The organism is Solibacillus sp. FSL W7-1324 (genome assembly GCF_038008025.1).
Lineage (GTDB): Bacteria > Bacillota > Bacilli > Bacillales_A > Planococcaceae > Solibacillus.
On record NZ_JBBOYH010000001.1, the window covers coordinates 2299118 to 2320881 of the forward strand.

General features: G+C 40.4%; 21 protein-coding genes. 3 read left to right on the plus strand and 18 right to left on the minus strand.

Features of this window, described 5'->3' with window-relative positions:
* Nucleotides 1-42: 42 nt before the first annotated feature.
* From tkt to yneA, 4 genes are all read right to left on the minus strand, one after another.
* Nucleotides 43-2037, minus strand: coding sequence for a transketolase (gene tkt, locus MKY71_RS11400; RefSeq protein ID WP_340732660.1), 1995 nt, complete (start codon nucleotides 2035-2037; stop codon nucleotides 43-45).
* A gap of 139 nt (nucleotides 2038-2176) precedes the next feature.
* Nucleotides 2177-2413 (minus strand): DUF896 domain-containing protein, encoded by a 237-nt coding sequence (locus tag MKY71_RS11405; RefSeq protein ID WP_079527868.1) that lies wholly within the window; start codon nucleotides 2411-2413, stop codon nucleotides 2177-2179.
* A gap of 64 nt (nucleotides 2414-2477) precedes the next feature.
* Nucleotides 2478-3134, minus strand: a complete 657-nt coding sequence (locus tag MKY71_RS11410; RefSeq protein WP_340732661.1) for a YneB family resolvase-like protein — start codon at nucleotides 3132-3134, stop codon at nucleotides 2478-2480.
* On the minus strand, nucleotides 3121-3468 hold the full coding sequence (gene yneA / locus MKY71_RS11415) for a cell division suppressor protein YneA (RefSeq protein WP_340732662.1): 348 nt from the start codon (nucleotides 3466-3468) through the stop codon (nucleotides 3121-3123). The genes MKY71_RS11410 and yneA overlap by 14 nt, the downstream gene beginning before the upstream one ends.
* Before the next feature lie 161 nt (nucleotides 3469-3629).
* On the opposite strand from yneA, the gene lexA reads away from it, so the two are divergent.
* Nucleotides 3630-4253: a transcriptional repressor LexA gene (gene lexA, locus MKY71_RS11420; protein ID WP_340732663.1), complete on the plus strand. Its 624-nt coding sequence runs from the start codon at nucleotides 3630-3632 to the stop codon at nucleotides 4251-4253.
* 83 nt (nucleotides 4254-4336) lie between these two features.
* Here lexA and MKY71_RS11425 read toward each other — a convergent pair whose 3' ends face one another.
* From MKY71_RS11425 to MKY71_RS11435, 3 genes are all read right to left on the minus strand, one after another.
* A complete protein-coding gene (locus MKY71_RS11425; RefSeq protein WP_340732665.1) occupies nucleotides 4337-5032 on the minus strand; it encodes a gamma-glutamyl-gamma-aminobutyrate hydrolase family protein in 696 nt (231 codons plus the stop codon).
* 115 nt (nucleotides 5033-5147) lie between these two features.
* A complete protein-coding gene (locus tag MKY71_RS11430; RefSeq protein WP_340732666.1) occupies nucleotides 5148-5693 on the minus strand; it encodes a 5' nucleotidase, NT5C type in 546 nt (181 codons plus the stop codon).
* 78 nt (nucleotides 5694-5771) lie between these two features.
* Nucleotides 5772-6479, minus strand: a complete 708-nt coding sequence (locus tag MKY71_RS11435) for a DNA alkylation repair protein (RefSeq protein ID WP_340732667.1) — start codon at nucleotides 6477-6479, stop codon at nucleotides 5772-5774.
* Nucleotides 6480-6751: 272 nt separating this feature from the next.
* Between MKY71_RS11435 and MKY71_RS11440 the strand changes: the two genes are divergently transcribed.
* On the plus strand, nucleotides 6752-7171 hold the full coding sequence (locus MKY71_RS11440) for a gamma-type small acid-soluble spore protein (protein WP_340732669.1): 420 nt from the start codon (nucleotides 6752-6754) through the stop codon (nucleotides 7169-7171).
* Nucleotides 7172-7293: 122 nt separating this feature from the next.
* On the opposite strand, the gene glnA is transcribed toward MKY71_RS11440, so the two are convergent.
* The 3 genes from glnA to MKY71_RS11455 form a co-directional block, all read right to left on the minus strand.
* Entirely contained in the window at nucleotides 7294-8628 is a 1335-nt protein-coding gene (gene glnA, locus MKY71_RS11445) for a type I glutamate--ammonia ligase (RefSeq protein ID WP_340732670.1), read from the minus strand.
* Nucleotides 8629-8690: 62 nt separating this feature from the next.
* Nucleotides 8691-9071 (minus strand): MerR family transcriptional regulator, encoded by a 381-nt coding sequence (locus MKY71_RS11450; RefSeq protein ID WP_340732672.1) that lies wholly within the window; start codon nucleotides 9069-9071, stop codon nucleotides 8691-8693.
* A gap of 164 nt (nucleotides 9072-9235) precedes the next feature.
* A complete protein-coding gene (locus tag MKY71_RS11455; protein WP_340732674.1) occupies nucleotides 9236-10483 on the minus strand; it encodes a methionine gamma-lyase family protein in 1248 nt (415 codons plus the stop codon).
* A gap of 117 nt (nucleotides 10484-10600) precedes the next feature.
* Between MKY71_RS11455 and MKY71_RS11460 the strand changes: the two genes are divergently transcribed.
* The gene (locus MKY71_RS11460) at nucleotides 10601-11209 is read left to right on the plus strand and encodes a trimeric intracellular cation channel family protein (protein ID WP_340732675.1); all 609 of its coding nucleotides are present in this window, start codon (nucleotides 10601-10603) and stop codon (nucleotides 11207-11209) included.
* Between the two features lie 50 nt (nucleotides 11210-11259).
* On the opposite strand, the gene MKY71_RS11465 is transcribed toward MKY71_RS11460, so the two are convergent.
* The 8 genes from MKY71_RS11465 to MKY71_RS11500 form a co-directional block, all read right to left on the minus strand.
* A complete protein-coding gene (locus MKY71_RS11465; protein WP_340732676.1) occupies nucleotides 11260-11562 on the minus strand; it encodes a rhodanese-like domain-containing protein in 303 nt (100 codons plus the stop codon).
* Nucleotides 11563-11641: 79 nt separating this feature from the next.
* The gene (gene hfq / locus MKY71_RS11470) at nucleotides 11642-11866 is read right to left on the minus strand and encodes an RNA chaperone Hfq (protein ID WP_079527893.1); all 225 of its coding nucleotides are present in this window, start codon (nucleotides 11864-11866) and stop codon (nucleotides 11642-11644) included.
* Between the two features lie 77 nt (nucleotides 11867-11943).
* On the minus strand, nucleotides 11944-12852 hold the full coding sequence (gene miaA, locus MKY71_RS11475) for a tRNA (adenosine(37)-N6)-dimethylallyltransferase MiaA (protein WP_340732677.1): 909 nt from the start codon (nucleotides 12850-12852) through the stop codon (nucleotides 11944-11946).
* Nucleotides 12845-13762 (minus strand): alpha/beta fold hydrolase, encoded by a 918-nt coding sequence (locus MKY71_RS11480; RefSeq protein ID WP_340732679.1) that lies wholly within the window; start codon nucleotides 13760-13762, stop codon nucleotides 12845-12847. The genes miaA and MKY71_RS11480 overlap by 8 nt, the downstream gene beginning before the upstream one ends.
* 23 nt (nucleotides 13763-13785) lie before the next feature.
* Nucleotides 13786-15702: a DNA mismatch repair endonuclease MutL gene (gene mutL / locus MKY71_RS11485; RefSeq protein WP_340732680.1), complete on the minus strand. Its 1917-nt coding sequence runs from the start codon at nucleotides 15700-15702 to the stop codon at nucleotides 13786-13788.
* Nucleotides 15703-15719: 17 nt separating this feature from the next.
* A complete protein-coding gene (mutS, locus tag MKY71_RS11490) occupies nucleotides 15720-18332 on the minus strand; it encodes a DNA mismatch repair protein MutS (protein WP_340732682.1) in 2613 nt (870 codons plus the stop codon).
* Nucleotides 18333-18511: 179 nt separating this feature from the next.
* On the minus strand, nucleotides 18512-19093 hold the full coding sequence (cotE, locus tag MKY71_RS11495) for an outer spore coat protein CotE (RefSeq protein WP_340732684.1): 582 nt from the start codon (nucleotides 19091-19093) through the stop codon (nucleotides 18512-18514).
* A gap of 223 nt (nucleotides 19094-19316) precedes the next feature.
* Complete coding sequence (locus MKY71_RS11500; RefSeq protein WP_340732685.1) at nucleotides 19317-21506, minus strand: bifunctional diguanylate cyclase/phosphodiesterase; 2190 nt, start codon at nucleotides 21504-21506, stop codon at nucleotides 19317-19319.
* Nucleotides 21507-21764: the final 258 nt, after the last annotated feature.

Below are 21764 nucleotides of genomic sequence, written 5' to 3' on the forward strand. Positions count from 1 at the left end.
TGCCACTTGCCATAGTAGACAAGTGACATTTTGAGCTTCGAATTAAAGTGCTTTTACTTTCGCAACTACATTTTCTACTGTGAAGCCGTATTCTTTTAACACAATTTTCTCTGGAGCTGATGCACCAAATTTATCGATTGCCAAAACATCGCCTTCAAAGCCGACATATTTATGCCAGCCAAGTGATGCACCCATTTCAATCGCCAAACGTTTTGTCACAGCTTTTGGTAATACCGATTCTTTGTATTCCTTCGACTGTTTTTCAAAACGGTCCATTGATGGCATTGATACAACAGATGCGTCAATTCCTTCTGCAAGCAATGCTTTTTTCGCTTCTACTGCCAAGCCAACTTCAGAACCTGTGGCAATTAACAGGGCATCCGGAGTTTCTTTAGATGAAGCTGAAACAACATAAGCGCCTTTTTCAACACCTTCATATACTGTTTCTGTTGCAACATCCAATACCGGCAAGTTCTGACGGGATAACACTAAAATAGTTGGTGTTGACTTGCTCTCTACAGCCAGTTTCCATGCTGCTACAGATTCATTTGCATCTGCAGGACGGATTACTGAAAGATTCGGCATTGCACGTAATGATGCTAAATGTTCGACAGGCTCGTGTGTAGGACCATCTTCCCCTACTGCAATTGAGTCATGTGTAAACACATATGTTACAGGCAATCCCATTAATGCAGATAGACGAATTGCTGGACGTACATAGTCGGAGAATACAAAGAAAGTACCGCCAAATACGTTTAAGCCGCCATGCAGTGCCATACCGTTCAGCGCAGCACCCATTGCAAATTCACGAACACCAAACCAAATGTTACGGCCTTCCGGAGTTTCGGCAAAGAAATCGCCGGCTCCTTTAATAGTCGTTTTGTTTGAACCTGCTAAGTCAGCAGAACCGCCGAAGAATGATGGTGTTGTTTTAGCAATTGCATTGATGGCATCACCAGAAGATGAACGAGTAGCTACTGCTGTACCTGCCTCATATACAGGTAATTCAGAAGCAAAGTTCTCCGGTAATTTGTTTTCCATTGCGTTGACAAATTGTGCTGCCAGTTCCGGATATTCGTTTTTGTAGCTTTCGAATAATTCATTCCATGCCGCTTCTGCTTGTACACCTTGCACTTCGCTTGCCGCTTTGAATGTATCATATACTTCAGTTGGAACGAAGAATGGCTCATGCTCCCAAGCATAGGCCGCTTTTGTTAAAGTAACTTCATCAATTCCTAATGGCGCACCATGTGAATCTGCTTTCCCGGATTTGTTGGGAGAACCAAAACCGATAACAGTTTTCACTTCAATTACAGTTGGACCGCCAGTATTTTGTTTCGCTTTTTCAATTGCTGAATTAATTTCTACAATGTCTGTACCGTCTGTAACTTTTAAATAGTTCCATCCGTATGATTCGAAACGTTTTTGGATGTTTTCCGAGAATGACTTTTCCAGATCACCATCAAGTGAAATGTCATTTGAATCATATAGTACAATTAATTTATCCAATTTCAAGTGGCCTGCAAGAGAAATTGCTTCTGCTGCAACACCTTCCATTAAATCTCCATCACCACATAATGCAAATGTATAGTGGTCAACGATGTCTTTACCTGGCTTATTGTATGTTGCTGCCAAGTGGCGTTCAGCCATAGCCATACCTACTGACATTGCAATACCTTGCCCTAATGGACCAGTTGTCGCTTCTACACCAACTGTATGACCATATTCAGGATGTCCCGGTGTTTTTGAGTTCCATTGACGGAAGTTTTTGATCTCTTCCATCTCTAAACCGTAGCCACCAAGATGCAATAAACTATATAAAAGCATGGAACCATGTCCAGCTGATAATACAAAACGGTCGCGATTATACCAATTAGGGTTTTGCGGGTTATGGCGTAATTGCTTCGTCCACAAAGTATAGGCCATAGGTGCAGCACCCATTGGTAAACCCGGGTGACCTGAATTTGCTTTTTCTACTGCGTCGATTGATAGTGTACGGATTGCGTTAATTGCTAACTGATCCAACTGTTGTGTCATTATGTGACATCCTTTCCTCGTACGATATTTATACATTTTATAGTGTAGACAAATTTTCACAAGAAAACAATAAATTCTAAAAACGTCCCGAAAAATATGACATACTTTATATTAAATGTGACATATTAATGAAAAGTTATTAGTTTAAGAATTTTTTCTGTGATTTAATTTGTTTTAATTTTTCAGGTGTCACATCATTGCCTTCTTCATCAATTACTTTCACATGTTCGATTGTATCGCGCATTGTTGTACGGAAAGTATCTAAATATTCTTTGCGCAGCGCTGTACGTTCCTTTGCCTGCTCTTCCGTCAATTTACCTTCTCTCGCTAATTTAGAAAGCTCATTAATGCGAGCTAATTTTTCTTTTGATAACATTTGAATCTCACCTTTCTTCCTACCTATTACAAAGGTATAAAAAAAACGACTTGAAAACAAGTGTTTACTCTTCAAGTCGCTCCATATATTCAATATATCTTCTATGTACGGTCGCTTTACTGATAGAAATGCCCAAGCCCGACAAAGTTGTCGCAATTTCCGCAAATGTTAAGCCTTTCTGGCGCAGCTGAACAATTTCTTCGACTGGCACTTCTTTTCGTTCGCGCCCTTCAATATTGCCGCGATTTTTTAGATTATTTTGCGGCTGGTAGCCATTTTCTACAGCGCGGCGCATTCCCCGGCGGATTTTCGCGTTATGCATACGACGCTGATACTCTTCGACAATCGCTAAGATTTCGAGCAGCATTGTATCCATTTCGTTTAATACAACTGGACCTGCATCATTCAATGTATATACCGTCGCTTCATATTTTTGCAGCAGGTGGAGCACTGCCATCCGGGCATTCCCACGCCCTAAACGGGTCTCATCCTGTACAAATAGTGCTTTAATGCCGTACTCTTTCATATAGTCAAGCATGTCGAGCAATCCGTCCCGGTCGACATCATATCCGCTATGCTGATCCATGAAAATCTCTACTTCTTTATAGCCGAATGATTTTGCATATTTCGTCAGCTCCTCCTGCTGACGCACCAGTGATGTTTCTTGTGTATTTTTATCCGTACTGACACGGCAATAAATAACTGCTTTAGTTTTTATCATTGTTCCCTCTCGCTACTTTAATCGATTGCATATCGGAGGATTCATTCAGCTGGGCAATGTATTGTGAATCTTTTTCTACAGGTACAACCAATACTTGTCCTAAAGCAACTTTTTCATCCAGCATTCCGTTTTCTTTTTTTACTTCATTGATCCAATCATGCTTAGCCATTTTACCACGATATTGTTCTGCCAACGACCATAAAGTATCGCCATGCTCTATGCTTACGTGTTCGTATAATTCAATTTTATCGTCCTGCATCATAAATAAAGCCATCATAAGTACAGAGAATAGTAGAAACATTGATGTGAAGCCGTTTAATTTGAATTTTTTCATTAGAAAAACCCTCTTTCGAATATATGTTCGGAATATTTGTTCTCATAATAATACGAACATATGTTTTTGTCAACCGTTTTTTCGAACTTATGTTTGCATTCATGTTCGCATACTGCTATACTTACCTTTAAGAAAAATAGCATGATAAAGAGGTGAGTTAGTTGACACAAAAAATTTCAAAACGGCAGCAAGCTATTCTAACTTTTATAAAAGAGGAAGTTCGTGCTAAAGGCTATCCGCCATCAGTTCGCGAAATTGGAGAAGCAGTAGGTTTAGCTTCCAGTTCAACTGTCCACGGGCATTTAGCTCGTTTAGAAAGTAAAGGGCTTATCCGCCGTGATCCTACAAAGCCGCGTGCCATTGAAATATTGGACCAGGAAGAACTGAACATCGCGAAACAAGGTGTCATTCATGTACCGTTGATCGGTAAAGTTACAGCTGGTCTGCCTATTTCCGCAATTGAGGATATTCAGGAATATTTTCCGTTGCCCGATACATACGGCTCACCGGAAGAGGAATTGTTTATGCTTGAAATTATGGGCGAATCCATGATTGAAGCCGGGATATTAAATGGGGATTATGTGATCGTCAAAAAGACGTCCACTGCGAACAATGGAGAGATTGTTGTAGCCATGACTGAAGACGATGAAGCGACTGTCAAGCGCTTTTATAAAGAAAAAACTCATTTCCGCCTGCAGCCTGAGAACAGTTCGATGGAGCCGATCATTGTCAACCAGGTTTCTATTTTAGGTAAAGTAGTCGGCCTCTATCGAAATATCCATTAATCATAAACTTGCCATTCTCATAGAATCGGCAAGTTTTTTATTTTCAGAATAAAAAGCCCAGCCGCGAACGACTGAGATTTTCATTATTTATTGCATGCTTCTACAAAGCTATTAAACAAGCGCTGTGCATATACATCCCCGTTCGGTGCCAATTCTTCCGGATGCCATTGTACCGCAACACAATACGGATGTGATTCATGTTCAATCCCTTCAATGATACCATCTTTAGCGGCTGCCGAAACGACGAGCCCTTCCCCGAGCTTTCCGACCGATTGGTGGTGAAATGTATTAACACGGAATAAGTCCTCTTTAAAAATTTCTTGAAACTTTGGTGTCTTTACTTCAACAGTATGTGCCAATTCCCCGCGCTTTGAAGGTTGTTTATGTAAAATGGTATTTTCTACTTGTGATGGTATATCCTGAATGATCGTCCCTCCAAATGCAACATTCATAATCTGTTGTCCGCGGCAAATACCGAGAACAGGCATTTGTCTTTTATAAGCTTCTTTCATTAATAAAAGATCGCTGTCATCACGTTTTCTTACAACACTTCCAATATGTCGGTGCGGTTCTTCATCAAACAGCAACGGATCTATATCGGCTCCCCCAATTAATACGAGACCATCAATGAGGTTTAATAACGCCTCTATGTTTTCTTCTGTAGCATTCGGTATACAAATTGGAATGCCTCCCGCTTGTTCGATTGAAGTTAAATATCCGTTGTTAATATCCAATTTCTTGTCAAAATCATACATTGTTAATCCAATAATCGGTTTCATTCTTGTTATCCCCTTATAATTTATAGATAATTCCAACAATTTAAATTATACTATTTCGTTACACTAAATGACTACAAAAATAAAAAAGGATTGCCCAATCGCAACCCTTTAACCTTTATACAATTTCCATTTGTTTTATAAAATACTGTTTTATTTCTTTCCAGTTATGAACACGCATGAAACCTTCTTCAGATCGATTGTAAGGCATGGAATATAATATACCTGTACCTTTGAATGCTGCGAGTTGACGCGGGCTGTCATCAATTAAATAATCGGTATGTATCACCGCTTTATTTCCGCAAAACACAATGTTCTGTGTTTTAATAAATGGTAAATGCTCCATTAGCCAATCGTATTTCGCTGTAAATGAACCCGGTACATCCATTGCAGCAGTCGCAATATAAATTTCATAATGCTCCTGCAGATCTTGAATAACTTCAATTGCATCGTTATCCAGTACTTTTAAATCTCTGAAATAGTCAGGCTCATTTAATAATGCAAATAATTTTTTCGCATCTTCTCGAGGCAAATCACGCTGTGTCGTCAGAAGAAATTCTTCGTCTGTAAATTTTGTTCCAAAATTATCGTTATAAGTAACACGTAATTTCGAATAAAAGTCAGCTAGCACCTGGTCCATATCGATAGCAATACTTTTTTTCATGTAATAAGCCTCCTTGAAATTTCCTGATTTTAGTTTATACAATTTCATTGTGAAAAAACAAGGTTTAACTCTTTACAATCAGCAACGTACATATTTACGTTTAAAACCGATTCGCCCTTTTTCCACCTGTTTTTCAATTTCCGCATATGCATGGAGCTCACCCGGTTTTTTCCCTTCACGTTTTGTTTTAATCGGTCCGATTTCATTAGCAATCTGCATGGCCTTCTCATGTAAAGGTTTAAATGAAACACCGACTGTCATGACAAAATTGTTCATTGCTACTTGAGTACGCTGCGGTGCCTGATGGATATTTTGTTTTACATACTCAAGCATATCCACTAACTTTTCCTTTGAGAATTCCTCGTCTTTACGATTTCCGAGCAGCCAGCAGTAACAATGCCACCCTGCCGACATTTTCAGGTCCTCACTACTATTGATCCATTTATCGCTCACTTCTTGCGCAATATCGGATTCCGCCAATGTTACGGCAACCACATAATCGGAAATCATATAGAAATAGGCCTGTTCCATCCAGCGGTCATAATCTTCTTCAGTCATAGCTTTCGGATCCGCAATAATTCCTGCAAAATACATGGCATCATAGTTGCCTGTAGCATAGAGCTGTTCAGCCAGTTCCTGATCAATTTTTATTTGTTTTACATACGGTTTCATCGAGCCAACCGTTACACCGAACACCGGCTCCTTTGCCCCATTGGACATATAAATCTTTTTTGTACGCTCTTTCCCGAGGGCTTCTAACTCTTGCATCATTGTATCGAGTTCCATAATTTCCTCCTTTTAAGATATTAAAATTACATTTCACTTACTATTATATGATTAAAACGCCCGTCTTACCTAGCGTTCTTCTCAATAATGAGCTTGCTAGTATATATTTCATTTTAAATAGTATTTACGGGATGTATACTGCGACAAATATTCAATCTACAATGTACCCTTATTAATGTGCTGCTCTTTTTAGCTGATTAAAAAAATTGGCAAATTATTTAACCGAATAATAAAACAGCCTCTGAACAGAATAATCTCAGGAGGTGATATTGATGTCAAAAAATAAGAACAACATCAATAATAATAAAAACGTCGAATTCGGAATGGAAACGGACGTTAATCAAGTAATGCAGCAAAACCAAAAAGCTGAAGCTAAAAAGCAGCAAGCTTCCGGTGCGTTTGCAAACAGCGGTTTACAGAAGCAATCAACTTCCCTGAATGCCGAATTCGGGATGGAAACAAACGTTAACCAAGTGAAGCGACAAAACCAGCAAGCTGAATCTAAAAAGCAACAGTCTTCCGGTTTGTTCGCAAACAGCGGTTTACAGAAGAAGCTTTCTTCAATGAGCGCTGAGTTTGGCATGGAAACAGATGTTAACCATGTGAAACAACAAAACCAACAGGCTGAAGCTAAAAAACAACAAGCATCAGGTCAATTTGGTAAAAACAAATTCCAAAACGGCAATAAATAAAAATATCGCACCGGCAATTTTTATTGCCGGTTTTTTCAGTTCAACAATTATATTGGTTAAAATTTTAAATAATATGTATACAGATAAAAAAGCGCTGGAATTTTAAACCCCAGCGCTTTCTATTAATACATTTTCATATATTGGTCGCGTTCCCACTGATGGACAGTTGAACGGTACATATCGAACTCGATTTCTTTGGCTTCTTTAAAGTTAGCATAGATGTGGTTGCCTAATGCTCGTTGCACAACTTCATCTTTTGCAAGCAGGTTTAATGCGTCATCTAAAGCTGGTGGCAAGTTATCGATGCCGTTCGCTTTACGCTCTTCTTCGCTCATTACATAAATGTTGCGGTTAATTGCTGGTGGAGGCGTTGACTTTTTGCGAATTCCTTCCAGACCAGCCTCTAAAATTACCGCCATCGCCAAATATGGATTTGCTGATGGGTCGACCGAACGAACTTCTACACGTGTCGAAACTCCGCGAGAAGATGGAATACGGATTAATGGTGAACGGTTTTGTGCAGACCATGCTACGTAACATGGTGCTTCATAACCTGGTACTAAACGTTTATAAGAGTTTACAGTCGGGTTTGTAATTGCCGTAAAGCCTTGAACATGGTCAAGTACACCTGCCATGAACTGCATCGCTGTTTCAGAAAGACCTAACTCGGTAGACTCATCATAAAAGGCATTTTCTTTTCCTTTAAATAATGAAACGTTGAAGTGCATTCCCGAACCGGCTTCACCGAATAAAGGTTTTGGCATGAATGTTGCGTGTAAACCGTGTTTACGTGCAATTGTTTTAACAACTAATTTAAATGTTTGGATATTGTCGCAAGCTGTAATCGCATCTGCATATTTAAAGTCGATTTCGTGTTGTCCCGGTGCTACTTCATGGTGAGAAGCTTCAATTTCAAAGCCCATTTCTTCCAGTTCCAATACGATATCGCGACGGCAGTTTTCACCTAAATCTGTCGGTGCCAAGTCGAAATATCCGCCGTGGTCATTTACTTCCAGGCTAGGCTCGCCTTTTGCATCCAGTTTAAACAGGAAAAACTCCGGTTCTGGCCCTAAGTTGAAATCTGTGAATCCCAGCTCTTCCATTTCCTTTAATACACGTTTCAAGTTGTTACGTGGATCGCCTGCAAATGGTGTGCCGTTCGGATTATAAATATCACAGATGAAACGTGCTACCTTCCCTTTTTCAGCTGTCCATGGGAAAATCATGAATGAATCATAATCCGGATATAAGTACATATCTGATTCTTCAATACGTACGAAACCTTCGATTGATGAACCATCAAACATCATTTTATTGTCCAATGCTTTATCTAGTTGGCTTACAGGAATTTCTACGTTTTTAATTGTTCCTAAAATATCTGTAAACTGTAAACGAATGAATTTTACTTGTTGTTCTTCTACTAGACGTTTAATATCGTCTTTTGTATATTTGCCCACTAAATTCCACACTCCTAAATTTGTTCAGTACCGATTTTACTCGATCTTTTATAATTTACACACTATTGATAAAAGCGTGATAAATCCCCTTGTCGAATAGATGTTTTTTGCATGCGCTGTGCCTGTCGCATTTCTTCACGTAATATTTTGCGTAAGTCCGAATCTGAAATTTCTTTGTTCGCTTGCTGGGCTGCCGGATCGTTTTTTAAAGCAAATACTTTTTTGATTCCCGCCATATTAATACCCTGTTCAAGCATATCTTTAATTTCCAGTAAAGTATCGACATCATTCAAAGAAAACATGCGTCGATTTCCTTCTGTCCGGTGTGGCTGAATTAAATCATGCTCTTCATAATAACGGATTTGTCTTGCTGTCAGATCCGTTAATTGCATGACGATACTTATCGATAATAGTGGCATTGAACGTCGAATTTCACTACTCAATTTAATTCACCTCCCTTACCGCTATATTACGACTTGTTATTTACAATGTCAAATGTATGTCAGAAAAACTAACATAACTTTTGTAAATGAGCAGATAATTGACAGAATAAAGCGAATTTTATACATAAATAAAATCGCCCATTAAATGGACGATTCCTTAAGTATTACTTCAGTTTTTGGACTGCAGAACAAATGGCATATTTTACATGTTCATATGTTAAACCGCCTTGGATAAATGCCGTAAAGGGAGGGCGGATCGGACCGTCTGCCGTTAATTCAATACTTGATCCTTGGACAAACGTACCTGCTGCCATAATGACATCATCCTCATAGCCCGGCATATAGGCAGGCTCCGGCGCAAAGTGGGCGTTAATAGGTGAAGCAGCCTGGATTTCACGGCAAAATGCTACCATTTGTTCAGCCGTTTGGAAAGAGACTGATTGAATGAGATCTGTGCGGACATCCGTGTAATGCGGAGATGTCGTCATACCGATTTCTTCAAGCATGGCCGAGGTAAAAATTGCCCCCTTTAAACTTTGTGCAACAATATGTGGTGCCATGAAGAAACCTTGGTAAAAATCTGCTAACGTATTTAACGAAGCCCCTGCTTCTGCACCGATTCCCGGTGACGTCATACGATATGCGCATTTTTCCACTAAATCGGTGCGTCCTGCAATATAGCCACCAATTTTTGCAAAGCCCCCACCCGGATTTTTGATTAATGAACCTGCCATTAAGTCAGCACCAACTTCTGTAGGTTCTAGCAACTCTACAAATTCACCGTAGCAGTTATCGACAAAAATAACAGCTTCGGGTGCGATTGCCCGTATTTTTTCAACCATTTCGGCAATTTGGTCAATCGTAAATGATGGACGTGTCGCATATCCTTTTGAACGCTGAATCGCAATCATTTTTGTATTTTCGTTTACTGCTTTTTTCACACCTTCCCAATCGATTTCCTTGTTTTCGATTAAATCTACATGGGAATAGCCGATTTTATAGTCTTTCAAAGAACCTGTATCCTTTTCTCCCCCGTCAACAATCGATTGAAGTGTGTCATACGGCTTGCCTGTAATATAGACAAGTTCATCACCGGGACGTAATACACCGAATAAACTTAATGTAATTGCATGTGTACCCGAAATGATCTGTGGGCGTACGATAGCTGCTTCTGCCCCGAAAGTTTGCGCATACACACGCTCTAAATTATCACGACCTTCATCATCATAGCCATACCCTGTCGAAGGATGCAGATGAAAGTCACTTACTTGATTTTCACGAAAAGCTGCCAGCACCTTTTGCTGATTATAAAACGCACGTTCATCCACTTCCTGATGATAAGTGCGGACTTTTTCTTCCACTTTTGCTGCAAGCGTTAATGTTTCAGCTGTTAATATTGATTGAAATGCCATTTTTACTACTCCATTCTGTTCAAACTGTATCCATTATACATGAAAAAAAATAGTTTTGACGAATGTTTGAAAAACTGCTATCGTCATGGTCGAAAGGACATTAAGGGAGAGATGTTTATGGCTTGGGAAGTATTTAGTTTGATCGGAACGATTGCCTTTGCCGTTTCCGGGGCCATTGTGGCAATGGAAGAAGAGTATGATTTATTTGGGGTGTACATATTAGGGATAGTCACAGCTTTTGGTGGTGGGGCCATTCGGAATATTTTGATTGGCCTCCCTGTCTCGACATTATGGAATCAGGAGTTTTTGTTTCAAATGGCTCTTTTGGCGATTACGATTTTCTTTTTAATTCCGCATCATTTGATTAAACATTGGAATCGTTGGGGAAATGTGACCGATGCAATCGGCTTATCAGCATTTGCCATTCAAGGGGCAATGCACGCGGTCCATCAGGATTTACCGATTGTGGCCGTAATTGTCGCGGCTGTGTTGACAGGTGCCGGAGGAGGGGTTGTTCGCGACTTGCTGGCAGGTAGAAGGCCCATTATATTACGGCATGAAATTTATGGAGTTTGGGCAGCCAGTGCAGGACTTTTAATCGGCCTTGAAATTTTTACGGGCGATCTGTTTTTATATATATTATTTGTTATCATTACCTTCCTGCGCATATGTTCCTACACAAAAGGATGGAGCCTGCCATCGAAAAAAATCCATTATACAAAGTAGCATAAATTTAGGGAGTGTCGAATCTCTCGACACTCCCTTTCTCTTGGAGATTATTTAAATTCCAATTCTCCATCATAGACCATCATTCCGCCATCTAAATTCGTTACATCAAAACCTTGTTCTGCCAGATATTCGCATGCATTTGCACTGCGTACGCCGCCTTTACATACGACAATATAGGATTTTGAATTATCCAATTCATTAGTACGTTCAGGGATTGAGCCAAGTGGAATATGTACAGCACCTGGAATCATTCCGTGTTCCACTTCAAAATCTTCACGAACATCGATCACATTTAAATCTTCATTTGCATCGAGTAAGTTGATCAGTTCATCTGTTGTCATCGTTTTCATCAAAAATCCTCCAATACTTATAGCGTCTTAGTCATTATAATCAATCAAACCAAAATTCGCTACAAGTTTGGCTGTGTCGTTACTCTTCTTCCGATAATGCTACATTTTTGGACGGGACAAAAGTAGAAATTGCATGCTTATAGATAAGCTGCTGTTTTCCTTCCGATTCCAATAGTACGGTAAAATTATCATATGATTTTATAAGTCCTTTTAATTGGAAGCCGTTTAACAAAAATACCGTTACAAAAACATTATTTTTACGTAAATTGTTTAAAAAAGTATCTTGCAAATTAATCGATTTCATCGTTGTTCAATCTCCCTTACCATAAAATACATGCAATAGTTACCTATTCGTTATGCGGACAAAATTTCCCTTTATTTTTAATGAGTTTCAAACAAACTTTTTATTTTATTCCAATCATTTCCGATCCACGCAATATCCATTTTGTTTCGGAAATAGGTAAGCTGGCGCTTCGCATAGCGTCTGGAGTTTTGTTTAATCTGCTCCACTGCTTCATCAAGTGAAATAAGTCCATCGAAATGCGCGTACAATTCTTTATAGCCAATCGCTTTAATCGCCTGGACATCACGAATTCCCGCATCATATAATGCCCTTACTTCTTTAACAAGACCTGCTTCCATCATCAGATCCACACGTAAATTAATTCTCTCATATAACTTTTCACGATCCATATCCAACCCGATAATTAAATGGTTATATAACGGAATATCTCCCCGGTTGAATTGCTCTTCCGCTCGAGAAACCCCTGCCAGTTCTGCCATTTCCAGTGCCCGAATAACACGTCTTGTATTATTTGGATGAATGGATACGGCAGCAGCCGGGTCCATTTGCATAAGTTTTGCATGCATCGCTTCAGGACCTAGTTCTTCAAGCTCTTTATAATAGTTTTCGCGTGCTGCTTCATCCACTTCCTGTTTGGCAAATTGAAAATCATACAGCACAGATTGTACGTATAGCCCCGTTCCTCCGACAATGATCGGCATTTTTCCTCGGGCTTGGATCTCTTCGATTTTACCGCGAACTAGCTGCTGATATTCCGCAACCGAAAATCCTTCCGTCGGTTCTTTAATATCGAGTAAGTGATGCGGCACACCTTCCATTTCGGCTTCGGTAATTTTGGCCGTTCCGATATCCATATGGCGATAGATCTGCATGGAATCCCCGTTTATTATTTCACCGTCAATCTCTTTTGCCAAGCGGATACTTAGCGCTGTTTTTCCGGATGCTGTAGGACCGATAATGGCCACGACATCGATTTTATTATTCATCTTTTAACCACCGTACAATTATTTCTTTTACTAGTTCCTTCTTTTTTTCATTAAGGATTTCATGGCGCATTCCTTCAAATATATGCACCTTCACATGCTCTACACCTGCCCGTGCAAACAGCTTTCCGACTCGAAACGCTCCTTCTGCTTCAGGACCTGCAATCGGATCGTATGTCCCGTTTGCAACGAGTATTTTTAAGTCAGGCCGGATACGCGCATTAGCCTGTTCATCTTCCATCTTCAGCATGCCTCCCGTTAAATCAACGAAAAATTGATTCGTCGGGATTACACCGCAAAATGGATCGGCAATATATTTTTGTACCTCTTCTTCATCGGTAGTAAGCCAGTCGAAGTTTGTTTTCGCATTCTTAATTTTTCGATTAAAACTGCTAAAACTAAGATCATTCATAAGGTCACTCTGTATTTGTGCCCCCTGCATGTTTACAAGCTGCTTCGCGATAATATGTCCTGCCTTATGAAGCAATGTCGGTGATCCCGTCCCCGATAAAATCAACCGTTCAATTTTATCGCTATATTGTTGAATAAAACGGCGGGCTATGAACGAGCCCATACTGTGACCGAATAAAATAGGCTGCTCTGTTGTTTCTTTCTTTAAATAGGAGAGCACCTCTACAACATCTTCAACAACACGTTCAAAACCCTTTTCAGGTCCGAAATCACCGAACATGCCGTTTTTTTGCGCTGTAAAACCATGTCCCCGATGATCATGAGCAGTTACAAAATATCCTTCGTCACAAAGCTTTTCAGCGAAATTTTCATAACGCCCGCTATGTTCCGACATCCCGTGCAAAATATGAATATGTCCAATACGCTTTTTACTCGGTGCATACGTACGGATGAAAATATCATGCCCGTCTGACATGGTGACAAAAAATGACCTTTGCTCCATAAAACCATCCCCTTGTGTATGAATTACATTACGCGTTTAAACATTTTCTCCACTTCATATGACGTGAAATGAATCAGTACAGGTCTACCATGCGGACATGTAAACGGATTGTCGGCATTTCGTAAATCATTGATCAGTCTTTCCATCTGTTCTTTGTTTAAATAGTGGTTCGCTTTAATCGATTTTTTGCAGCTCATCATAATCGCCGCATCTTCCCGTAATTTCTTTATATCCGTTTTCCTTGCACTTAACACTTGTTCGATTAATTCCTCGATAATTTCCTGTTCCTCGCCTTGCGGGAACCATGTTGGGTATTCCCGTACAACAAATGAAGAAAGCCCGAATTCTTCCAAGAAAACCCCTACTTCTTCAAGTGCTTCCTTCGACTCCATCAGACGCAATGCTTCATCTGCCGCATAATGGAATGTTAACGGCATAAGGAGTGTCTGACGTTCATTTGCATTCACTTCTCCGACTTTATCCCGGAAATACTCATACTTGATCCGCTCCTGGGCTGCATGCTGGTCAATTAAATAAAATCCGTCTTCCATTTGGGCTACAATATACGTTCCGTGAATCTGACCGACAATTTCAACTTGTGGGAAATGCTTTTTTGATTCGGTTTCTTCGATTGGTGTTTCTTCCGGATAAGGTTGATAGATTTCCTCTTCAACAGATGGAAGCTCATTGAAATCGGACCGATTATGCTGTTCACCGCTTTCCGTTATAGATGTTGAATCAATCTCTACGGCCGGTTGTTGTTTAGTCGAAGTCGGAACCGGAGCATACGGCTCTTTTACAACAGAAGCTTCACTTGATAATCGCTCAACAATAGTCGACAGCTTATCTTCATTGAATGTCGGCTGCTGTGAGGATGCCGGGGCAGGATTCCAAATATTCATCTGCTCTGTCGGTGTTCGAACCGGCTTTTCTTTTTTTTCAGCGAGTGGTATGCGGATCACATCGCGGATCGCAGTACGGATCGTATCTTCAATAAGCTTCAGCAGTTCCGGTTCTTTACTTAAGCGCACCTGATGTTTCGCCGGATGCACATTGACATCGGTTAATTGCGGATCACCCTCAACATACAAAAGTACGATCGGATATCGCTCAATCGGTAAATACGTATGGTATGCATCTGTAATCGCCTTCTGAATCACGAAATGTTTGACCCAGCGTCCATTGACGAACAGCGACATATAGTTTTTCGAAGCACGCGTCACCTCAGGCAAGCTTGCATAACCGTGAATTTTATAATCTTGATTTTGACCTTCAAATGGCAGCATTTTCTTCGCATTATGGGCACCGTAAATAGCTGCCAAAACTTGCTGGACCTGACCGCGCCCGTTCGTTTGCAATAATGTTTGCCCATTATGCACAAGTTTAACCGCAATTGTTGGATAGCCAAGTGCAATCCGGTTCACAAAATCGATTGTGTGTCCAAGCTCGGTCTGAATCGTTTTTAAATATTTTAGGCGCGCCGGTGTATTGAAGAACAGCTGGGCAACCGTAATATCAGTCCCCCTGCGTAGGGCGGTCGGCTGATGTTCCTTCAAATGACCGCCTTCCATATACAGGTGCACACCTCCATTCCCGTCCGATGTACGTAAAGTTAACTTGGAAACCGAAGCAATCGATGCCAATGCTTCACCACGGAAACCAAGTGTTCGAATCCGGAACAGATCCTGTTCTTTTTCTATTTTTGATGTGGCGTGGCGTGAAAAGGATTTAAGTGCGTCCTCTTCGTCCATACCACTTCCGTTGTCAATGACTTGTATCGATTGAAGGCCAGCTTCTTCCAGGAAAATTTCGATTGACGTACTGCCTGCATCGATTGCATTTTCTACTAGCTCTTTTACAACAGATGAAGGGCGTTCTACTACTTCACCGGCTGCAATTTTATTCGATAGCCACTCATCCATTATTTGAATTTTTCCCAAAGCCGTTCCCTCCTTTATTAATTTCCTAATAATTTTTGCTGCAGTTCATGCAATAATGTCATCGCCTGCATTGGTGTTGTCCCCATCACATTCAGTTTTTTCAATGCATCGAGCACTTCTTGTTGTTCTGGTGCGATTGCTGGTTCTTCCTCTATTGAAAATAATGAAAGCTGCAAATCGTCCTCTGCCACCTGTTCCGCTATTTGCGGACTTTGTGGTGGTTGTTGTTCGTAATGGATCGCTTGCGGCTTTTCAGCATTCGTAGCTTCAAACTGCTCCAGTAATATACGGGCACGCTGTAAAATCGTTTCCGGCATTTCCGCAAGTTCTGCCACATGCACACCGTAGCTTTTATCCGCAGCACCTTTTTTCACTTTATGCAAAAATACCACTCGGCCGTCCTGCTCGGTTGCACTGACATGAACATTTTGCAGCCTTGCCAGCTCGTTTTCCAAATCAGTCAGTTCGTGATAATGAGTTGAAAATAATGTGTTCGCACCGATTTCATCATGAATGTATTCCATCATTGCCTGCGCCAGACTCATTCCGTCATATGTTGAAGTACCGCGTCCGATTTCATCAAATAACAGCAAACTGTTTTTTGTTGCATGTGTAATGGCATGCTGTGATTCAAGCATTTCCACCATAAATGTCGATTGACCTGCCGCCAGGTCATCAGCTGCACCGATGCGCGTGAAAATCTGGTCGGTAATCGGCAGGATTGCTTCATCAGCCGGTACATAGCACCCCATTTGTGCCAAAACGACGATCAGTGCCACTTGGCGCATATACGTACTTTTACCCGACATGTTCGGACCGGTAATCAGCATCATATTTTTTTCATCTGTCAGCACACAATCATTTGGGACATAGCTTTGTTTATTGAGCATTTTTTCAACAACCGGGTGTCTTCCTTCAATAATTTTCAAGGCACGCCCTTCATGGAATACCGGCTTTGTAAAACGGTATTTGTCTGTTACCGTCGCAAAGCTCATCAGTACATCAAGCTCACTGATCTGGGCAGCCAATGCCTGAACACGTGGTATATATCCTTTTAACTGTTCTCGCAATGCTACAAATAAATCATATTCCAATGCAAGGCTCTGCTCCTCAGCGTTCAAGATCAGTGCCTCTTTTTCTTTTAATTCTTCGGTAATAAAACGTTCAGCATTCGCCAAAGTTTGTTTTCGTTCAAAGCGTGCCAGGTCCGCATTATTCAAATGGGATTTTGTAATTTCGATATAATAGCCGAACACGCGGTTATAGCCGATTTTCAGATTTTTTATCCCTGTCAGTTCGCGTTCTTTCTGCTCAAGCTGGGCAATCCAGTCCTTCCCATTGCGGGATGCATCACGATATTCATCGAGCTGTGCATTGTACCCGTCGCGAATGACATCGCCTTCTTTGATCGAAATGGGCGGATGTTCGGTAATCGCTTCTGCCAGCAATTGTTCAATATCTGCGCACACGTCCAGCTTTTGACCAAGTACCATACACTTTTCCAACCCGCTGTTTACAAGCATTTGCTGGATCATTGGTACTTGTCGTAGCGATTCGCGCAGCTGTGCCAGATCGCGTCCACCAACAGAACCAAATGCTACACGCCCTGCCAGACGTTCCAAATCATAGACATTTTTCAGCAGTGTCGTTAATTCATCGCGTAAAAAGAAGTCTTCAAGCAATTCCGTAACAATCGCCTGTCTCGCCTCAATCGCATTTTTCTTTGCGAGCGGCTGATGCATCCACTGTTTCAGTTTTCGGCCGCCCATTGCTGTTACTGTTTCGTCTAAAAGCCACAGCAATGTCCCTTTAGAATCTCCGCCGCGTATGGACTGAATCAGCTCCAAATTACGTTTGGAATTCGTATCGATGCGAAGGAAATTATCCGCTTCCGTATAGGCAAACGGCTGAATATGCGATAATGAACGCATTTGCGTCCGCTCAACGTATTGTAATAATCGCTTTGCCACACCTTGCAGCTGAACCGGCAAGTGTGCAACATACTGGTCCGCCTTATCTGTATCCATTTCTTCTGTTTCAAGTGACAGGACGATGCCTCCCGCTTCCGCATAATCGGCAAGCAGTAACTGCAGCTGTTCGGTCACAATCAGTTCTTTTATTGCATAGGCCTGGACTTGCTGAATTAATTGTTTTGCACTTCCTTCAATAACCGAACAGTTTGCTTCACCTGTCGATACGTCCAAATAGGCGAATACGATCTCATCATCTTCATTACTTTCAGCCGCTGCAATAAAATGATTTGATTTCCCGTCGAGTGCTTTCCCTTCTGTAATCGTTCCCGGTGTAATTACTTGTACGACTTCACGTTTTACAACACCTTTTGCATGCTTTGGATCTTCCGTCTGTTCACATACGGCCACTTTAAAACCTTTTGCCACAAGTGTTTCAATATAGCCTTGTGCAGAATGATGCGGGACCCCACACATCGGTATTGGATTATCGGTATTCCCCGCGCGTGCTGTTAATGTAATTTCCAGCAGCTGTGACGCTTTAATGGCATCATCAAAAAACAATTCATAAAAATCGCCTAGACGGTAAAATAAAAAAGCATCTTTGTAATCTTGTTTTACGAGCAAATATTGTTGCATCATCGGTGTATATGTAGTCATGTTTATTTCCCTCACTTGCTAAAACTTGTACAAGTATTATACCATTTGACTCGCATTTTGCCTTGCAAACGCAAAGAAAAGGAATTGTCTGAAAGTAATCTTCAAACAATTCCCAACTGTTTACGATAGATTTTACAATTTTTTATGACGAAACATTTGCTGTTAAACGATAGATTCTTTTATGAGAAAGATGAGGAATCAAAATCTTTGCCAAAATCTTTGCCGCCGGAATCGGACGACGATGATGACGAAGATGATGAACTGCTGGATGGCTGTTGTGAACTTTCTTCAAACGACCATTCATCCTCAAAATCAAGCGGGTGTACATTAATGACAATCGTCGTTTCCCCAATAATTTCCACTAAAAATTCACGTTCAACCGTTACCTGAATTTTGTCGCCTTGCTTTGTAATAATTGCCTCAATACAATTCGGCGCTTGTAATACACGGACTTTCACATCATTCGAATCTACTTCTTCACCGTCACGGAATGACAGTTTGACACGATCCTTATAGGAAATCGTCTCTGTATGCACTGCCGTTTTTGAATGATTGTTATATGCATACCATACATTCACATCAAACTTCCCTGTCACCTCAACAAATTTACCATTACGTTTTGCCTGATAATGATGATTAATCACCCAGCAACCTAATATGCTCGTTGGCGCATTCGGTGGACAGAGCGTTTCTACACATTCGGTACGCTTCTTCCCTTTCGCAATAACTGCTTTCGTCACAATTTGACGTAAACGCTTCACCGAACATCTCTCCTTTCTTCAACTGCTCGACTTATTGTATGCGGCAGGTGCCTAAAGGGTGAAATGAGTTTTTAGAAAAGAAAAAACTACTACAAACCTTAATTGTAGTAGCGCTTTTCCTATTCCTTCGCTCAAATGTCTCTTTTGTAGATTGTATTTATTGCGGGATATGGCCTACATAGCCTTTTGTTGTTTCGCCCATATTTTTGTCCCACTGAGAGTTTTATTTGTTGAAAGAAATTTTTATCTCGTTATCAAGCAGTTCATTAATTTGTTTAATGGGCATCGGTTTATAGTAATAATATCCTTGGCCCACCTGACAGCCTAATCGCTTTAATTCAAGGTGCTGTTCTTCAGTTTCGATTCCTTCTGCCACCGAGACCATGCTCAAATTATCCGAAAGCTGAATAATCGTTTTTATAACGGCATTCATCCGAGGATTCGCTAAATCATCGACGAAACTTTTATCAATTTTTATTTCTTTAAACGGCAGTTCCTGCAAATAACTCAGTGAGGAATAGCCAACACCAAAATCATCAATCGATGTTTCAATACCAAGCTGTTGCAGCTCATCGATAATTTTTTTTGCCCGTAATACATCTTCCAGTTCGACACTTTCGGTAATTTCAAATTTTATGAATTTGGGATCGATTTTATAGCTTTCAATAAGGGCAACGGAACTTTCCACAAATGCCGGATTATAAAAATGACTCGGTGATATATTGATCGATACTTGATACAATTTCATTCCCGCATCATGACGCTGTTTTTGCCATTGGAGTACCTTTTTGAAAATTTCGAGGTCTACCTTATAAATATTGCCGGTATTTTCGGCAACCGGAATAAACAACGTTGGAGAAACAAAACCTAATTCGGCCGAATTCCAGCGTGCCAATGCTTCAAAACTTTCAATTTCCCCTGTCATCAAGTTCACTTTCGGTTGGAGCATCGGGAAAAATTCGCTGTTTTTTAGACCACGTGTAAAATGGGCCAGTATTTTCATCTCTTGTTCGACCGACTCAATTAATCCCATATTAAAGCTTTTAATAGCACTGCCCGTTACTTTCAGCGCACTTGATAATGCATTATCCGCCTGGCGGACTGCTTCTATGTAGTTAGTACTGGAACTAAAAGATGAAGTTCCTATTTTTAAAGTTAAATACACTTCTTTTCCATCAATATAATACGGCTCCGATAAAACATGATCCGCTTCGACGGGTGGGATATTCATTTCCCTTAATGACAGTGACGTCGCTACAATAATTGATGAATGTGTGTATCTCGCAATGATTGAATCCCCGAATGTCGAGATATTCTGAATTCGTTTGGCAAGCTGACGCAGCACGTCATCCCCGCCTTGGCGGCCATATAAATCAATTATATTTTGGTATTCTCCCGGTTCAATAATATATAAATGCCCATTTGGGTGATCCGCAGCAAACTCTTTTAATACGATTTTAAAGCACTCATAATTATTCAATCCGGATGCTACATCCTGAAAAGCAAGACGGTGAATTGCACTTTTCTGATCAAAATATTTTAATGCGAGTGTGACAATGGGTGCAATTCGATTCATAAATTTTATTTCAATCGCTTTTGGTTCTGCCCGTTGCTCAAAGTACATTGTAAATAAGCCGATTGTTTTTTCTTCCGAGTTTAAAATTGGCTGGCTCCACATTGAAACTAAATGATACTTTTCAATAATCGGCTGATATGCTTCATGATAGACCGATTGCTCCAAATCTTTAATAATAAGCGGTTTATTGTTTTTTCTTTTGTCTTTGAGATCTAATAATAAAATATTTTCATCGAGCTCTTTCAAATCTCTCCACATTTCACCGTAAATATTAATCATCCGGTCATTATCATCAACAAGTACGATGGAGCAGTGACATTTCTTTCCGAAAGTTATTTCAACCGTTCTGCAAATATTGCGTAAGACATTTTCGATTGGATGTCCTGTTTCCAGACTGAAGTACACTTCACGTTCCAACTCAATCAATGATTCGATGTTCATGGAGTCTGTTACATCTTTCATAATGATGACACAATATTGGAGTATTCCCTGCTGATTGAACATTGGCAAATGACGGACTTCATTCCAGAATGCATAACCATCTTTACGGTAATGAAAGGATGAAGTTTTAAAAGTGAGTCCATTTTCAATACTTTCCCGAATTGAATTTTCATTTACCATATCTGTAAGAGGCCCTTGCAGTAATGAAAATGTCGACCCGATTACATCAGCTTCATCGTACCCTGTTGTTTGCAGAAAGAGCTGATTGGTAAAATCAATTGTATAACCTTTATTGGGGTTGATAATTGCTACTGCCGCATCTATCTGCCTGGCCATCTGACATAACCAAACGTACATTCCTTCATCACTTACATTTAGATCGTCATATTCGTACATAGGCAAAGTCCTTCCCATATAGTTCTAACTAACTTAAATTATAACAAAAGAAAGTAGGAATATCGACATCATTATTTACACATACTGTTAAGGTTTTAGAATATTAAATTTAAAAAAGAGGTTGGGACATAACCCAAAAATGCTATTTTTCTCTGAAAGAAAAATAGCATTTTTTTGCTGAGCGTTAAAATTGATTTCCATTCCGGGACGCTTTCCGCGGGCGTGGCCTGAGCCTGTAGTCTCAGGCGTCACGCTATT

Bases quoted from the DNA above. Each gene is read 5' to 3' on its own strand.
- tkt (WP_340732660.1), bottom strand. From the start codon at position 2,037: ATGACACAACAGTTGGATCAGTTAGCAATTAACGCAATCCGTACACTA.
- MKY71_RS11405 (WP_079527868.1), bottom strand. From the start codon at position 2,413: ATGTTATCAAAAGAAAAATTAGCTCGCATTAATGAGCTTTCTAAATTA.
- MKY71_RS11410 (WP_340732661.1), bottom strand. From the start codon at position 3,134: ATGATAAAAACTAAAGCAGTTATTTATTGCCGTGTCAGTACGGATAAA.
- yneA (WP_340732662.1), bottom strand. From the start codon at position 3,468: ATGAAAAAATTCAAATTAAACGGCTTCACATCAATGTTTCTACTATTC.
- MKY71_RS11425 (WP_340732665.1), bottom strand. From the start codon at position 5,032: ATGAAACCGATTATTGGATTAACAATGTATGATTTTGACAAGAAATTG.
- MKY71_RS11430 (WP_340732666.1), bottom strand. From the start codon at position 5,693: ATGAAAAAAAGTATTGCTATCGATATGGACCAGGTGCTAGCTGACTTT.
- MKY71_RS11435 (WP_340732667.1), bottom strand. From the start codon at position 6,479: ATGGAACTCGATACAATGATGCAAGAGTTAGAAGCCCTCGGGAAAGAG.
- MKY71_RS11440 (WP_340732669.1), top strand. From the start codon at position 6,752: ATGTCAAAAAATAAGAACAACATCAATAATAATAAAAACGTCGAATTC.
- MKY71_RS11455 (WP_340732674.1), bottom strand. From the start codon at position 10,483: ATGGCATTTCAATCAATATTAACAGCTGAAACATTAACGCTTGCAGCA.
- MKY71_RS11460 (WP_340732675.1), top strand. From the start codon at position 10,601: ATGGCTTGGGAAGTATTTAGTTTGATCGGAACGATTGCCTTTGCCGTT.
- MKY71_RS11465 (WP_340732676.1), bottom strand. From the start codon at position 11,562: ATGAAAACGATGACAACAGATGAACTGATCAACTTACTCGATGCAAAT.
- hfq (WP_079527893.1), bottom strand. From the start codon at position 11,866: ATGAAATCGATTAATTTGCAAGATACTTTTTTAAACAATTTACGTAAA.
- miaA (WP_340732677.1), bottom strand. From the start codon at position 12,852: ATGAATAATAAAATCGATGTCGTGGCCATTATCGGTCCTACAGCATCC.
- MKY71_RS11480 (WP_340732679.1), bottom strand. From the start codon at position 13,762: ATGGAGCAAAGGTCATTTTTTGTCACCATGTCAGACGGGCATGATATT.
- mutS (WP_340732682.1), bottom strand. From the start codon at position 18,332: ATGACTACATATACACCGATGATGCAACAATATTTGCTCGTAAAACAA.
- MKY71_RS11500 (WP_340732685.1), bottom strand. From the start codon at position 21,506: ATGTACGAATATGACGATCTAAATGTAAGTGATGAAGGAATGTACGTT.